At 59.8% G+C, this 14,493-nt stretch carries 22 protein-coding genes and 1 pseudogene; 17 read left to right on the forward strand and 6 right to left on the reverse strand.

Translation table 11 applies throughout. From position 1 onward, the window contains the following. Window positions 1-86: 86 nt before the first annotated feature. From VGO04_RS33045 to VGO04_RS23385, 8 genes and pseudogenes are all read left to right on the forward strand, one after another. Window positions 87-230, forward strand: a pseudogene (locus VGO04_RS33045) (portal protein); the annotation flags it as partial. Then, window positions 227-772 (forward strand): portal protein, encoded by a 546-nt coding sequence (locus tag VGO04_RS23355; RefSeq protein ID WP_327498350.1) that lies wholly within the window; start codon window positions 227-229, stop codon window positions 770-772. The pseudogene VGO04_RS33045 and the gene VGO04_RS23355, both read left to right, overlap by 4 nt. Beyond that, a complete protein-coding gene (locus tag VGO04_RS23360) occupies window positions 769-1,434 on the forward strand; it encodes a hypothetical protein (protein WP_327498351.1) in 666 nt (221 codons plus the stop codon). Before VGO04_RS23355 ends, VGO04_RS23360 begins: the two co-directional genes overlap by 4 nt. 2 nt (window positions 1,435-1,436) lie before the next feature. Continuing rightward, the gene (locus VGO04_RS23365; protein ID WP_327498352.1) at window positions 1,437-1,832 is read left to right on the forward strand and encodes a DUF6258 family protein; all 396 of its coding nucleotides are present in this window, start codon (window positions 1,437-1,439) and stop codon (window positions 1,830-1,832) included. Between the two features lie 152 nt (window positions 1,833-1,984). After that, window positions 1,985-2,392, forward strand: a complete 408-nt coding sequence (locus tag VGO04_RS23370; RefSeq protein WP_327498353.1) for a DUF6258 family protein — start codon at window positions 1,985-1,987, stop codon at window positions 2,390-2,392. A 269-nt stretch (window positions 2,393-2,661) separates the two neighbouring features. Further along, entirely contained in the window at window positions 2,662-3,117 is a 456-nt protein-coding gene (locus VGO04_RS32990; protein ID WP_422653421.1) for a portal protein, read from the forward strand. 82 nt (window positions 3,118-3,199) lie between these two features. Next, window positions 3,200-3,550, forward strand: a complete 351-nt coding sequence (locus VGO04_RS23380) for a hypothetical protein (protein ID WP_327498354.1) — start codon at window positions 3,200-3,202, stop codon at window positions 3,548-3,550. Further along, window positions 3,547-4,206, forward strand: a complete 660-nt coding sequence (locus VGO04_RS23385; RefSeq protein ID WP_327498355.1) for a hypothetical protein — start codon at window positions 3,547-3,549, stop codon at window positions 4,204-4,206. The genes VGO04_RS23380 and VGO04_RS23385 overlap by 4 nt, the downstream gene beginning before the upstream one ends. Before the next feature lie 485 nt (window positions 4,207-4,691). Here VGO04_RS23385 and VGO04_RS32995 read toward each other — a convergent pair whose 3' ends face one another. Further along, complete coding sequence (locus tag VGO04_RS32995) at window positions 4,692-4,838, reverse strand: DUF6258 family protein (protein ID WP_414650591.1); 147 nt, start codon at window positions 4,836-4,838, stop codon at window positions 4,692-4,694. A gap of 320 nt (window positions 4,839-5,158) precedes the next feature. Between VGO04_RS32995 and VGO04_RS23395 the strand changes: the two genes are divergently transcribed. The 3 genes from VGO04_RS23395 (at window position 5,159) to VGO04_RS23405 (ending at window position 7,040) form a co-directional block, all read left to right on the forward strand. Continuing rightward, window positions 5,159-5,401, forward strand: a complete 243-nt coding sequence (locus VGO04_RS23395) for a hypothetical protein (RefSeq protein ID WP_327498357.1) — start codon at window positions 5,159-5,161, stop codon at window positions 5,399-5,401. Between the two features lie 81 nt (window positions 5,402-5,482). Continuing rightward, complete coding sequence (locus VGO04_RS23400) at window positions 5,483-6,637, forward strand: amidohydrolase (RefSeq protein WP_327498358.1); 1,155 nt, start codon at window positions 5,483-5,485, stop codon at window positions 6,635-6,637. Window positions 6,638-6,758: 121 nt separating this feature from the next. Next, a complete protein-coding gene (locus VGO04_RS23405) occupies window positions 6,759-7,040 on the forward strand; it encodes a hypothetical protein (protein ID WP_327498359.1) in 282 nt (93 codons plus the stop codon). A 39-nt stretch (window positions 7,041-7,079) separates the two neighbouring features. Here the strand turns inward: VGO04_RS23405 and VGO04_RS23410 are convergent, their stop codons facing one another. The 4 genes from VGO04_RS23410 to VGO04_RS23425 form a co-directional block, all read right to left on the reverse strand. Then, window positions 7,080-7,286 (reverse strand): hypothetical protein, encoded by a 207-nt coding sequence (locus tag VGO04_RS23410; RefSeq protein ID WP_327498360.1) that lies wholly within the window; start codon window positions 7,284-7,286, stop codon window positions 7,080-7,082. A gap of 92 nt (window positions 7,287-7,378) precedes the next feature. After that, entirely contained in the window at window positions 7,379-7,585 is a 207-nt protein-coding gene (locus tag VGO04_RS23415; protein ID WP_327498361.1) for a hypothetical protein, read from the reverse strand. A 72-nt stretch (window positions 7,586-7,657) separates the two neighbouring features. Next, entirely contained in the window at window positions 7,658-7,954 is a 297-nt protein-coding gene (locus VGO04_RS23420) for a hypothetical protein (protein WP_327498362.1), read from the reverse strand. Continuing rightward, window positions 7,951-8,340, reverse strand: coding sequence for a hypothetical protein (locus VGO04_RS23425; protein ID WP_327498363.1), 390 nt, complete (start codon window positions 8,338-8,340; stop codon window positions 7,951-7,953). Before VGO04_RS23425 ends, VGO04_RS23420 begins: the two co-directional genes overlap by 4 nt. 151 nt (window positions 8,341-8,491) lie before the next feature. On the opposite strand from VGO04_RS23425, the gene VGO04_RS23430 reads away from it, so the two are divergent. Beyond that, a complete protein-coding gene (locus VGO04_RS23430; protein ID WP_327498364.1) occupies window positions 8,492-9,109 on the forward strand; it encodes a hypothetical protein in 618 nt (205 codons plus the stop codon). A gap of 13 nt (window positions 9,110-9,122) precedes the next feature. Here the strand turns inward: VGO04_RS23430 and VGO04_RS23435 are convergent, their stop codons facing one another. Further along, window positions 9,123-9,533: a hypothetical protein gene (locus VGO04_RS23435; protein ID WP_327498365.1), complete on the reverse strand. Its 411-nt coding sequence runs from the start codon at window positions 9,531-9,533 to the stop codon at window positions 9,123-9,125. 267 nt (window positions 9,534-9,800) lie between these two features. Between VGO04_RS23435 and VGO04_RS23440 the strand changes: the two genes are divergently transcribed. From VGO04_RS23440 to VGO04_RS23460, 5 genes are all read left to right on the forward strand, one after another. Further along, a complete protein-coding gene (locus VGO04_RS23440; RefSeq protein WP_327498366.1) occupies window positions 9,801-10,037 on the forward strand; it encodes a hypothetical protein in 237 nt (78 codons plus the stop codon). 82 nt (window positions 10,038-10,119) lie between these two features. Continuing rightward, the gene (locus tag VGO04_RS23445) at window positions 10,120-11,070 is read left to right on the forward strand and encodes a hypothetical protein (protein ID WP_327498367.1); all 951 of its coding nucleotides are present in this window, start codon (window positions 10,120-10,122) and stop codon (window positions 11,068-11,070) included. A gap of 166 nt (window positions 11,071-11,236) precedes the next feature. Then, window positions 11,237-12,232, forward strand: coding sequence for a DUF5309 domain-containing protein (locus VGO04_RS23450; protein ID WP_327498368.1), 996 nt, complete (start codon window positions 11,237-11,239; stop codon window positions 12,230-12,232). 137 nt (window positions 12,233-12,369) lie between these two features. Next, a complete protein-coding gene (locus tag VGO04_RS23455) occupies window positions 12,370-13,173 on the forward strand; it encodes a phage tail tip lysozyme (protein ID WP_327498369.1) in 804 nt (267 codons plus the stop codon). Window positions 13,174-13,251: 78 nt separating this feature from the next. Further along, window positions 13,252-14,478 (forward strand): hypothetical protein, encoded by a 1,227-nt coding sequence (locus VGO04_RS23460; RefSeq protein ID WP_327498370.1) that lies wholly within the window; start codon window positions 13,252-13,254, stop codon window positions 14,476-14,478. Window positions 14,479-14,493 lie beyond the last annotated feature (15 nt).

Below are 14,493 nucleotides of genomic sequence, written 5' to 3' on the forward strand. Positions count from 1 at the left end.
CGGGCGAAGGCGGTCGCGATCGAGAAGCCAGGTGAAGAAAGCGCGCGGATCAGGGACTAGGCTGAGGCCGGGCGCGCCAGACGCTCGACAATCTCTACTGGCAGAACAACCAGCAGCCGATCGTCCAGGAAGGCGTTATCCAGAACCCGGAATCGGTGCTGAACCCAAAATTCGGCCAGCCGATCCGCGTCCATGCTCGCGGGCGGTGCGGCTTCGCGGCAAATGGGTGACCTTCGACCCGCGCCACTGGAACGCCGGCATGGATGCGACCGTCAACACCGGGCTTGGTGCGGGCACGCGCGAGCGCGACATGCTGACGATCCAGATGATCCAGCAATTGCAGGAGAAGCTGCTGACGACGCTCGGGCCCGACAATCCATACGTTTCGCCCGACAATCTCTACAACGGCATCGCCAAGACCGTGGAGGCGGCGGGGCTGAAATCGCCCGACCTCTATTTCACCAAGCCGACGCGCGAGGACATCCAGCGGCGGATGCAGGCGGCCCAGCCGCAGCAACAGCCTGATGCAGCCATGCAGCAACTGCAGATGCAGATGCAGCTGGCGAACGAGAAGGCGCGCATGGACGGCGAAAACGCCAAGCGAAAGCAGGAGATGGAGCGCGAGCTGAAGCTTGCGGAGATCCAGCAGAATGGCGCTTTGAAGCGCTATCAGATCGACGCCGAACTCAACCTCAAACGCGAACAGAACCTGGCCGAAATGGCCGGCGATGCGGCGCTCACTACAGCACATATTGGGGGACTTCCTGGATGAGACGCATCAGCGATTTCGACGATTTTTATGAAGCGCCGATCGGTCTTGGCGGCGCGCTGGAGCTTCGCGATTTTGGCGAGGAGGCGAACAGTTGGGCGTCAAACCGTGGACAGCGTGTCGGAACGGAGGGCCGGGGCGGAGCAGAATATGCGCAGGCTCGGCCGCCGGCGCGGCGCGGGCTCCCGGCGAGAAGCCCCGCTCAACAGGTGATCGCGGACCAAATTGTGCGCTTGGAGCGGGAGATCCGTCGCTTCAATCCCAACGAGGCATTTCTGAACCCTCCAGGGGGCTCTCACTCGCCACAGACCTTGCAAGGTCTTCAGCGTCGGCTGGAAGAGCTTCAAAGAGCCCCCGTTATCGACCGCAACACCGGTTGGCCCATTCAACGCTACATCGGCGACTCCCGCGGCAATAATATGATTGAACCGTTGGGAGGGCGCACCGTGCCCGGGAAAAACCCGGTTGACACGCACACGCTCTATCCGAACGGATCGAACTACCATAGGCTGAATCCGCAGGGGCATGGTTCTAGAAAAACACCGCACGCGCATGGCCATCTCGAAGGATCGGGGCCATACACCAGCGGGCAGGGCCCCTCGCTCGATGTCCTTGGGAACATCGTGCCCTGGAACAGTCCTGATGCACATTGGCCGATGAGATAAAAATGATGAAACCGGACGAGTTCTTGAGCAGCATTTACTTGGGTGACCGTGCCTGTAAGGCAGTCGTCCTTGACGGCTGGAAGGGTGAGGTGAAAATCCAGATGAACGCGGTGTCGCGTCTTCGGGGGGGCATCTGGAACTATGAGGAAGATATCGACGATGGCTTTCTGGTGTTCGAAGGGGTCGATCACATTTCCTTCGACCCGCCTGGTCGCTTGCTGAACGACGAGTTCGGCGTCGTCGAGTTTCTTGGCTACGACGGCGATCGCTTCACGGTTGTTATGGAAATCGGCTCGGGCTACGAGCTCGGGGATTATGTGAACGTCAAGACCACTATCCGGGCGAAGGCGGTAGCAATCGAGAAGCCGGGTGAAGAAGGCGCGCGAATCAGGGACTAAAATAGCGCGCGCACCGGCAGGAGGAAGGCGCGCGGGTCAGGGATTAGGATAGGCCGTTTGCAGGAAACAGCGGACGGGGCCCTCCATCGGCACCGACGAAAACATCGTACCCTGTAATGGTCCAGACGCACATTGGCCGGTAAGGAAGTGAAATGAAGCCCGATGAATTCTTGAGCAGCATTTACCTCGGCGACCGCGCCTGCAAGGCGATCGTACTCGACGGCTGGCGAGACGAGGTGAAGATCCAGATTGACCTGATTTCTCGGCGCCGGTCCGAAACTTGGAACTTTTACTCCGCTGAGGATGTGGAAGACGGTTTCCTCGTGTTTGAAGGGGTCGATCACGTATTCTTTGACCCTCAGGGCCCGATTCCGAATGGAGAAATTGGCGATATTGACTTCGTTGCCGATGGCGATGAGCGATTCCTTGTGAAGATAGATATCGGCTATGCCGAACAGAAGGATGGCAACGTCATCTTTCACAACGCCAAGCTGACCATCCGGGCGAAAGCCGTAGCCATCGAGAAGCCGGGTGAGGAACACGCGCGGATCAGGGACTAGGCGGCAGCGAGCGCATCCGTCGCTCGCCAACTTTTTCTGACAGGCAACCAGCGGCCGATCGTACGGGAAGGGGTGATCCAGAACCCGGAATCGGTGTTGAATCCGAAGTTCGGCCAGCCGATCCGCGTCGGCCAGGGCGTCGATGTGCGCGGCGCCGTCGGCTAAACGGCGGTGCCGTTCGTGGCGCGCGAATCCTTCTCCATGCTCGGCTACCCGCTTCTTGAGAGGCGCAATTTCGAACGGAAAACCGCTTCACACTTTTCCTGAAATTGCGGCAGGAGGCGATCGACCGCACCGGCATTTCCGACGCCTCGAGCGGCATGGCGCCGGATGCGCTGCAGAACATGACGGCGAAGGCGACGGCGCTGGTCGAGCAGGCTGGCATCGGCCAGACGGAGCTGATGGTGCGCACTTTTGCGCAAGGGCTGCGGCGGGTGTTCAAGGGGCTGCTGGGGCTGACCATCAAGCACCAGGACCGGCCGCGGGCAGTAAGGCTGCGCGGCAAATGGGTGACCTTCGACCCGCGCAACTGGAACGCCGGCATGGATGCGACCGTCAACACCGGGCTCGGTGCGGGCACGCGCGAGCGCGACATGCTGATGATCCAGATGATCCAGCAATTGCAGGAGAAGCTGCTCCTGCATGTTTCCTTAAATCCCAGCGGATTTAAGGGAAAAAACATGCAGCACTTCAAAGTGTTACAGCGACCTTTGCGCGTCTTTTAAGACGCGCGGCGCTGTAGCGACGCTCGGGCCCGACAACCCTTATGTTTCGCCGGACAATCTCTACAACGGCATCGCCAAGACCGTGGAGGCGGCGGGGCTGAAATCGCCGGACCTCTATTTCACCAAGCCGACGCCCGAGGACATTGAGCGGCGGATGCAGGCGGCGCAGCCGCAGCAACAGCCTGACGTGGGCATGCAGCAACTGCAGATGCAGATGCAACTGGCGAACGAAAAGGCGCGCATGGACGGCGAAAACGCCAGGCGCAAGCTCGAGATGGAGCGCGAGCTGAAGCTTGCGGAAATCCAGCAGAACGGCGCCTTGAAACGCTACCAGATCGACGCCGAACTCAACCTCAAACGCGAACAGAACCTGGCCGAAATGGCCGGCGGTACGGCGCTGACGACAGCGCATACTGGAGGAATGCCGGGATGATCAGAATTAACAAGCGGGGTTCCGTCGCCTTTGGCGGCAAGCCGAATGACGATATGTACGAAAGAGGCCCAAGGCCGACGACGGCGCTTGAACTGCGTGACTTCGGCGAGGAGGCCAACAGCCGATTGCCGAAATGGGGCACGGAGCGCGGGAGTGACAAGGGTGTGGAGGTGGCTGCGACCTATGTCATGTCCAATACCAATCCAAGTGTCCTCGGCGACAATACGCACACTGGCGTCTTCATCGACGGCGACGACCCCGTCCTGTGGGATCCTGCCGGCAATTACACGCATAGAGAGATAGGCAGCGGGCGTACTCTCTACGGATCGGAGTTCTCTCCCGAAGATTATTTGCGGTTTCAGTTGACTGACGGACCGGATGTAACGGTTCGCAAATTCAACACGACGCCCGAGCAGGAAGCGGAGATTAAGAAGAGGATCGACGACATTGGTGGCGGGGGATTTCTCACATGTACGAAAAATGTGACCGAGGCGATCAGCGGTATCGGACCATTCGGTGAGGTCGAGGAGAATTGGTGGCCAGCCAAGCTCGACAATCAGTTGCGCAGTTTGGATAAACACGTAGGCGAAGCCAATGATGTTCAGAGCCTGCGGCACTTGCTGGCGAAGAAAAACCGTTTGGGCGCGAGCAAATGAACCTGGGGTGCTAGCCTAGTGCAATCAGAGGGGGGGCTTTATCGCCGACTCGCGTAGCGGACGTGGATATGCCACAGTTTGCTTCCACTTAAAGGCGACGTGCTTGCTAGAGTTTAGCCCGGCAAAACCGACACGTCTCGTTCTAGGTACGTCATGCGCTACATGCTTGTTAATACGATCCGCGTTTTGTTGAGCTATGGCGCCATGCTGGCAACTGTTACTTGGTTCTTTGGTCGCCATTTGGACTTCACCACGGCCCTGCTGTTTTCGTCGCTTTACCTATTCGCCTTCGCGCCGCTTCCGGCCCGGCGCTTGTGGAAACGGCTTCTGTATATCGTCTTGGCAGCTGTCGTTTTGATGATCGTGCCACTCGGGTACTTCGTCGTTATCGACGGTACGCACAGTGTCAATCTTCTTTTGGAAACAATCGCAATTGTGGTCATCTTTGGCCTTCTTGGGCCCCAGACTATCGCGTTTCTGCTGACCTATATCGCCCTCGAAATTCCCGTCAGAAGAATTGCCAAGGCGCCTGGAACAGCCCCTTTGCAAGCGCGGTCGCCGAGGTAAACGGTCTTAAGAAATTCGTCGGGCTTCATTTCCGCCGGGGCGCTTGTTGCTGCATTTTTATACATTGCCTACCATCAGATCTATAGGGCGGTAGTGGAGAATGCCCCATTGCCAATTATGAACGGCGATGTTGTCACCGAACTCTTCTATGCAACGGTTACTCTGGTGGGCCTTGCTTGGGGGCCACACTACTGGGTCTTTGTCTTGAGCTACCTGGGTCTGGAGTATTCACTGATGAAGCATGCGAAGCCCGCTCCCGCGACCGAGACGGCATAGGTCGATCTTAGAGGCCACGCGGATCAGGGATTAGGCTCTTGGTGCAGCCTTCCAGGCGGACGGCTGCGACGGGCCATACACTGGCAATGATGCAGGACCAATGTGTGAGATGAACAGATCTATTGAAGCCATGCTGGACGCGTTCATTGCCGCAGACCGTCCGAGCATTCTCCTGGCGAACGAGATCGAGGTCGCGCTGGATGATGCCTACCCGGACAACGACTATGTTCAGGACCTGGTAAGCATGCTTGCCATGTACCGTCCACAAGGCGGTGAATTTCTTTACGACGCCGAGGCCATGCGCGCCAAATTGGTGCGTGCCAGGGACTATTTGTCCGGGTTGGCCGATTAATCCAGAACGCGTGATGGCGCGATTGGCGACACCCTTCGAGACCTGCTAAGAGCAGGGAAACTGGAATGCGGAGGGGCATGAATGTTTCTGATCGACCGTGAACTCGAGATACTGACAGCATTTCGGCGCGAACTGCATCGGCGACCGGAGGTTTCGGGCGAGGAGCGGGAGACGGCGGAAACCATCGTTGCCGCACTTGCCGAGACGAAGCCAGATGCGGTGATATCAGGCCTTGGCGGGCATGGGGTGGCGGCGGTCTACGAGGGACGTGAGCCGGGGCCGACGGTGATGGTGCGGGCCGAGCTCGACGGCTTGCCGATCGAGGAGATTTCCGAGATTGCGCATCGCTCTGAGATTGGGGGCAAAGGGCATCTTTGCGGCCATGACGGGCACATGACGATCCTGATGGCGCTTGCCAAGGGGTTGGAACAGAAACGGCCGGCCAAGGGCCGGGCGATCCTGATGTTCCAGCCGGCGGAGGAAAACGGCGCGGGGGCTGCGGCCGTGCTTGCCGATCCGAAGTTTGCCGGGATCAAGCCGGATCTCGTCTTCTCGCTGCACAATTTTCCAGGATTGAGCTTTGGCCATGCCGCACTTCGCACCGGGCCGGTCAATTGCGCCTCGCGCGGCATGCGGATTTCGCTTTCCGGCAAGACCGCGCATGCCTCGACGCCGGAGGATGGTATCGCGCCGACCTTTGCGATGGCCACGTTGCTTTCCGGGCTGACGGCACTTGGCAATAACGGGCCGCTTGACGAGGACTATACGCTTGTCACGGTGACGCATGCGCGCCTCGGCGAGGCGGCCTTCGGCATCAGCCCGGGCTATGCCGAAATCTGGGCGACGCTCAGGACGCTGACCGACGAGCGCATGGCCGATCTCGTGGCCCGTGCCGAAGCGCTGGTCGCGAAGGAGGCGGAGGCTGCCGGGCTGAAGGTGACGATCGGCTACGAGGACGTGTTCCACCAGTGCAGCAACGCGGAAGCGGCAGTCGCCGCGCTGCGGCGCGCCATGGACGAGGAGGGCGTCAGCCACGACCGCGGCGAGGGCGTGCTGCCGATGAAGGGGTCGGAGGATTTCGGCCTTTTCGGGAGTGTGGCGCCTGCGGCGATGTTCTTCCTCGGCGCCGGCGAAAACCACGCGCGGCTGCACAATCCGGATTATGACTTTCCCAATGGCCTGATCGGCATCGGCGCCAAGGTTTTCATGCGGGCGATCCGCAACACGCTGGGGTAAGGTAAGGGCGGCGGAGGTCGCTTGCGCGACGGCCATTGTGACGGCACTCTTTGAAATTGTGCAGTTCCGGACCGATGGCCTGTTTCGCGTCGCGTCGGGGTTTGTCTGAAAGGAGCAGGCGATGAGGCGGTGCAGCTTTCGTGTCGTGCTTTGCCTGGCGCTTGCCATCGCAGGCATAGTGCCTGCTCGCGCGGCGGACACGCCCGGCGCCGATGCTGTTACCGCGCCGCAGCCTGCCGAGAATGCCAGCCTCAAGGATTTCATCAAGGCCAATCCGGATTGCCTGGAGTTCACCGATCAATGTTCGCACTGCACTGTCGTCAACGGCATTGCCGAATGCTCGACGGCGGAGATTGCCTGCATCAAGCGGGAGAACCAGTGCACCAAATGGGCAGGTAAATAGAGCGGCTCTAAAGCCCGGTCTGCAGACAAGAGCCGCCGGCTACTTCCGTCGCCAGGCTCGTCGCGCAAACTTCAATACAGCGTGCACCGCCAAGCCGATCGGCACGCCGATCAGGAGAACGAGCGCCAACTGGACCAGGAACGATTGCTCCGGGAAGGTGTGTTCGACAAACCGTATGACCAGAAAGCCGATTGCCAGGTCGACCACGAATTCGACGAACTCAAGTTTCTTGGATTTTTCGGACACTGAGCTTTCCTGTTGACGACGGATCGAGCGTGGATCTGACATGCAGACGGTGACTACACGGTCCGCGCCGGGCGCGCAGTGACCGAACTCTGTTATTTGCGTCGCCAGTTTCTCCAACCGAAGACGAGGGCCGCATCGAGCGCAATGCCGACTGGCAAGATCACGGCGAGGCTGGCAGCCGCCCGGACCAAGAACGTCGATTCCGGCAGAGCGTGGTCGATGATCTTTGAAACCAACAGGACGAGGGCAACGCCGATCGCGACGCGGAAGAGTTCAAATTTTTTGGATTTTTCGGGCATTGGATGACCTGAGGCTTCACGGTTCGATAAGCGGCGATTGCCCGTCGAAGGCGATTTGGTCCAGCGCGCCGGCTAAAACCCGCGGGTGACGGCGAGGTAGGCGATCAGGCAGAGGACCCAGAAGAGTGCGGCTGCGACCATGCTCATGTCGGAGTTCAACAGAAGGCGACCATCCTGTTCGCGCTTCAGGCCCAACCAGTTGAAGTCACTGCCGGAGGCATAGACATCCTCGACCTGCACCCGCCCGAAGCTGAACAGTGGAACGATCAGCCGCGCCACTCGATGCAGGAGAAAGCCGAGAACGATGATATCGAGAATGTTGAGGACGATCCCGACGACAGCATCGAGGGCAACTCTGACTTTCTTCATGCTGCAAATCCCCTAACGGTAAAGCCAATGGCGGCGAGGCACAGGGCCCAGAAGCAGACGGCCACGATCTTTGCGGCGTCTGCACTCATCAACAGACGTCCATCCGTCGCACGCTTCAGGCCGAACCAACTAAATCCGGACTGATTGTCGTAGAAATCTTCGTCCACAAGCCGGCCGAAACTGAAAAGGCGAACAATGAGGCGGGTGGTTCCATAAAGGAAAAACTCGGCAACCAGCCAACCGATGTTGTCCATCGTCAGCCAGAAGGCGCCATCGAGCGCGAGCATTTCGAACCATCGCTTCTTGCTTTGCTTTTCCATCGCAAGACTATTCCGTTGAGATCTTTGAGGCCGCACTACGCCGCCCGGTAAAGTGGCATTTAACATTGTATGCTCGCACACTGGTAGCGCGGAACAAAAGCAGAATCAATCCCATTCACATTCGGCACGCTCTGCGAGGAGTAGCCAATTCAGACTGGCCGCCTCGCACGCGGGAACGCACGCCGGGCTGCAACGACCATTTCAGAAGGACCATGCTATGGAAGATTTCATTTTTCCGGGCCGTGCGAAGCCCGGCTCCGGAACCGTTGACAAGCGCAATCTGCCAAGCCGCGGCGCGGGATATCTAAGCCCCGAGGATGCGAGGGCCTATGCCGACGACCTTTTGCGCAGCGCTCTTGAGGGCCCGTCGGCATATACGGCGGAAGGGCTGCGGAAATCTCTGGGTAAGCTGTCTGAACGTGGTGACGGTACCTACAGCGCCAGGCCACGGAAGGGTCTGAGTGGCATGCAGGGAAATCTTGAGGGCGTAAAGACCGAACTTAACACCTTGCAGTCCGAGGTCAAGAACGACGACGGGATGGCGGCTCTGAAGGATATCGTTTCGTCGATCCAATCGATGCAGGAGCTGCTGGCCGAGAAGGAACACCAGGGATTCTATGAAGATCCTTATAGCAATCAACCGAAGTTGCCGGACAATTGCGAAGAGCTCCCCTGGAATAACTCATCGCAGGCGCGGCCCATTTCCCTCGGGGCCTCGAATGGCAACAAGGATGCACGCCAGCCCTTGGGCTGCGTAACGCCTCCTACGCCCTGGAACAACCCGAAGCGGCAGCCCATTTCACTGAGGAAAGCGCTCGACACGTGGAGCGAGTGAGCGGTCGTTCTGGCTACTTGAGGCTTTCGAGCGCGATGTAGAGTGTGCCGAGTTTCACGCGGCCAGCGTCTGTCTTGTAGTAGAGCACTTCGGCGTGAGGGCGGATGCTTGCGACGGAGGTCTCGTAAGTTCCATCCGCGAAGAAGCAGCAGGGATTGTCGCCATCCCAGGACGACGCAACACGCAGGCGGTAGCTGCCGTAGCCCATAAAGAAGCGTAAGCCGACCTCGTAATCGCCGACCGTGAGGGTGCAGACGCTGTTATCGCCGCACCAGTTCGTCGCGTGATCGAAGGTCTTGTCGTCCTTGAGCAGAAAGGCCTTGACGAGGTAGTGCGGCTCGCCCGATTGGCCGCTCGCCGAGGTGGGGGAGGTCACGGCGGCCAGAAGCAGGGCTGACAATCCCAGGCTCGATAATCTTCTCATGGGTTCCTCGTTCGATAGACGCGCGCGTCTGTGACTGGTGCCGGCCATCCGCTCCGCTCAGGCCTTGCGCCGAATGGGCAATCCGGACCGAGGCCTTTGATGCTGAATGGCTGGGCAGGCATGTTCGTTTGATAATTGCGAATGTGACCTAGGGTGGCAGATTGCTCCGGTTCGCACAGCGGTAGCGCGGAACAAAAGCAGAATCAAGGCAGCGTTCGACGCAAAATTTCGATCGAAAGCGATCGCTCTCCAACCGAGGTCAACAGCATGAAACCAGACGACCGGGCCGCGGCTGCGCGTGCCATTCTCGACGTGCCTTTCTTCGACACGCTGATGAACGAACAGGAATGGGCAGCGATCAATGGCTGCATTCATGCCGGCCTTACTGACGATAGCGGCCGGGCGGCCTATGCAGCCGAAGCCCGCGCCATCCGCAACTTCCGTGCCAGGCTCAAGTTTCTGACGGAACAAGCCAAGGCTGACGGCAAGGGCGCACCCGCCTGACGGGCAAGCGCTTTCATGAGGCTGTTTCAGGCAGATGTCTGTCCGGCCAAAGTATTGAAATATTACTCAAAAAGGTCACGCCATGACGAACGATAGTGCCAACCTGCCTTTTGGCGGGAGCAAAACCGTTGACCCCGCGACCGGGCTTGACGATGCCGATCTCGATTTCTGGGAGCCCGAGGACGGGGCCAACCTGGACGAGGGAGGGCCGAGCGAGTACGGCGCTGAAGAGGCCCTTGACCAGGACCCCGACGACACAGCCCATCCCGACGACGAGCCGGCTGATCCTGACGAGGACGCGGCGGCCAACGACGACGCGGATTTTCTGGTCGTGCTCAAGGGCGGTGAGGAAGTGCCGTTTTCCGAGCTGAAGCTCGGCTATATGCGCGACCGCGACTACCGCCACAAGACGCAGGACATCGCCAATCGCGGGCGGGCGCTCGAAGGCATGGCAAGCCGGGTGGCGCAATCGGCCAACGCCTTTGCCAACCTCATCGCCAGCCAGATCCCGCCGGAACCGCCGGAACATATGGCAACGCTCGACCCTGACGGCTATCGCCGGCTATGGGCGCTGCATCAGGCGGGGCTGCAGAGGATCGATGAGATCCTCTCGATCGGCGAGGCGCCGGCGGCGGTGGTCGACGCGCTTTTGCAGGCGGAAAGCGACGAACAGCTCGAGGAGGAGAACTCGAGGCTGATTGAAGCCTTTCCCGAGACGGCGGATGCCGAGGGGCGTCTCTCGTTTTTTGCCGGGGCTTTCGACGTGGCGCAATCCCTCGGCTTTTCTGAAGCCGAGGTGCGTGAAGTGACCGACCATCGTCTGTTCAAGCTCGCGCATTATGCCCGCCTCGGCCTTGCCGCCGAGCAGGCGAAGAAGCGGGCGCTGAGCAAGCTGCAAAGGGCGCCGGCACCGGTAGCGCGGCCAAGGCCGGCGGCCAGAGCCGAACAGGCGCCGGGACGGAGCCGGGAGGCGATGCAACGGCTTTCGAAAAGCGGCTCCATCCGCGACGCGATGGGCGTCGACTTCGACTGATCAGAGTCAGGCGCTCATAACAAACAGAGTCTGGAAAGCCGTCTATCCGGTTGTTTTTGCTAGATTCTATTCTTCCCTGCGCTTCCCAACCAAAACTGATCTCTCAAGCGTGCGCGCCGTCAGGCGCGGACGTTCATGACCATCTCAATCAATCAAGGACACTATCATGGCTGTCGTAGCAAACACCTTCACGACCTCGCAGGCCGTGGGCAACCGCGAGGACCTTTCCGACGTCGTTTCCCGCATCACGCCCGAGGATACGCCGATCTATTCGCTGATCGAAAAGGGCAAGTGCAAGACGCACCACCCGGAATGGGAAACCGACGAACTGGCCGCGCCCGGCGAGAACATCCGCCAGGAAGGCGACGAATACACCTTCGGATCGATCATCGCGCCGACGCGTCTTGGCAATTACACCCAGATTCTCCGCAAGGACTGGATCATCTCCGCCACCCAGGAAGTGGTGGCCGAGGCCGGCAACGTGCAGAAGCGCAAGTACCAGAAGCTGAAGAAGGGCGTGGAGATCCGCAAGGACCTCGAATTCGCGATCGCCGACACCAATGCTTCGGTTGCCGGCGCCACCCGCGAGCTCGGCTCGCTGCCGACGTGGCTGACCACCAACGTTTCGCGCGGGGCAGGCGGCGCCAATGGCGGCTATAACCCGACGACGGGCCTGACCGTGGCGCCGACCGACGGCACGCAGCGCCCCTTCACCAAGGCGATCCTCGACCAGGTGATGCAGACCGGCTACCAGAACGGCGCCAACTTCCGCCACGTCTCGGTCTCGCCCTACGTCAAGAGCGTGTTCGTCACCTTCATGTCCGACGCCAACGTCGCACCGTTCCGTTACGCCGTCTCGCAAGGCGGCGAGCGCAACACCATCGTCGCCACCGCCGACTATTACGAAGGCCCGTTCGGCACGGTGATGATCCACCCGAACCGGGTGCAGGCGGGTAGTGCGAAACTCGCGCGCAATGCCTACTTCCTCGACACGGACATGCTCTCCTTCCTCTGGCTGCGCAACATCCAGGAGGATAAGGCGGTGGCCAAGACCGGCGACGCCGACAAGGGCGTGATCATCGGCGAGGGCACGCTGAAGGTGCACAACGAAAAGGGTTTGGGCGTCGCGGCCGATCTGTTTGGACTGAGCGCGGCGAGCTGATTGGCCTGGAACCTGACCGCGGTTCGGCTTGAGCGGCTCCAAGGAGCCGCTCTCGTTCGTCGGCGCCTCGTGAGCGCTGACGCTTGTGCTGGACGGTGCGAGGTGCACGCAATAAATCCCAACACGATAGGTGTGAAATGAACCTGGAAGACAAGTTTCTGAACTCGATGGGACTGCCCGCCCGAATTCAATCCGTTCGGGAGGCGATCAAGTATTTTGACGAGAATTCGGCATTGGCGAGCGGCAAGCCTATCGCCGAAGTGGAGCCGCCGCGCGGTGAGAGTGCACGCTTCCGGCATCCGCCGGCGAGCGAACTCATGAGCGGTGATTTTCGCAAGGCGCCGATGCCCTATCGCGGTACGCTGACGGATACGACGAGGTTCCACAACAACGATCGAGTGTTGCCAGCCGACCGCCTCAAACCGACCGGTGCTCGTGACAAGCTCTCGGACAACATTGCCGAACGTTTGAAGCGTGATCTTCAGCATACGTTCAAGCTCAGTGAATTTCAGGCAGCTGCTATCGTCGGAAACCTTGATCACGAAAGTGGTGGGTTTCGATTCCACCAGGAGGTCGGCGTCGGCGGCAGAGGCAGAGGCGGCGCAGGCTGGGCTCAGTGGACGGGGCCTAGACGCGACGCGTTCGAAAAATATAGCAAAGATCTCGATCCGAAATCTTATGAGGCCAACTACGGTTATCTGAAGAAGGAGCTCACGGACGAATACTGGGGTGAGTTCATGAATGCGCTCTATCAGACGGATGATCTTGAATCGGCAACGAAACTCGTGTCGGACAAATTTCTCGCTCCGGACAAGGATAAGGCGCACGCAGACAGGCGGCAGTATGCGGCTGCAAACGCGATGAAGCTGCCAGGCCACGAAAAGGACATGCCCTACGATCACCGCCCTTGGAAAACGCCGAGACCCCGGGAGCGCCCATGACGCAACCGTTCGGGTGCTGCCCTTGATGGTTGTGGACATCTGCCATGGGAACGGTTGCAGGTGTTCTCTAAATGTTCTATGTTCCGGAAGTTGAATTTTGCCGGTGGCTCTACTGCTTCAGGTGGCGTTTCTTCGCAGCGGACCACGCGAAAGAGCTTGCCGAACCGAGATGCAGGAAGTGTCCGAGGAGGGGCCTTGTTCAGATCTCTGTTGGCGGTTTTGGCCGTTTTCACGGCAACCGGTTTTACGTCACCCGTCGCGGCCTCGCCTCAGGCGGAGCGGATAGTTGATGCATTCCTGAGCTGCAAGCCGACGTTCTTTGACGTGCTGAAGAGCGAGCGCGCAGCGTTTGGGCCCGTGAAAATCGAGGTGTTCGAAGATCCCGATACGAAGGCGCTTCACCCGGAGCGAGGCAAGCACATCTATGAACGCGTGACCTTTGGCCGGCCGCTTGAGGTCGGACCTTTCACGCTGCTGCGCTACGATCAGGATCGGTCCGTGGAAAGCGCACAGCCGAGCCAAACTGAATGGGGCTTTGGGATGGCGGAGGCTCCGGAAGCGGTTGCGCAACTCATCAATGCGCTGCTTGGAACCCGCTACGAGCAGAGAGAGGGATTGGAGACATGGCTCGATCAATCGTTGGCCGATCCATCTGCAAGTGGTCTGCGGATCGAAGCCGACTATCGGACCGGCGCTCGCCAGACCCTTGTCTTCTGCAAGATGTGGGAGAATGAAGCCCGCCGCATATCCATGCCGGAGCCGATGGAGCTTTTCGGGCCGCCACAGCTCGGCGGCCCACCGCTCATCGATCAGGATCGGCTCATGAAGGCGCTTCTCGCTTGCAGCGATGATTTCTTCGAGGCGCTGAAAGTCGAGAAGGCTGCCTTCGGCCCCGTCAAGGCGACCACCCGCAAGCTCAGCGACAACACGCCAGGATCAGGAGGGACGGTTGTGCGCGTCGATTTCCCCTGGATCGTTCACGCCTGGGGCATGCGGCTTAAAGGCTATGAGCGGCATATCGGCGGACGGGCGCGCAAAGGGACGACCACATGGAGCCTTCACGTAGAGGAGAGCCCGCGTGTGGTGGCATTTGTCATCGAGAGCAGGACAGAAAGTGTGAACGTTGAGGGCCAATGGATCGTCAACCTGGACGAGGAGGAGAACGGTGGATATGCACCCGCAAAGGCTTTCGCCGTTACCGACGACAAGCCAGATGGTAGCGTTCTTTCCTGCTCCCGCCGCCATGCGTTGAACGAGGCTGCAGTCTTGCCAGATCCCCACACGCTTTTCAACGTGGCGCCTTAAAGATCGGACCTCGTC

Source organism: Ensifer sp. (genome assembly GCF_035999185.1).
Classification (GTDB): Bacteria; Pseudomonadota; Alphaproteobacteria; order Rhizobiales; family Rhizobiaceae; genus Ensifer.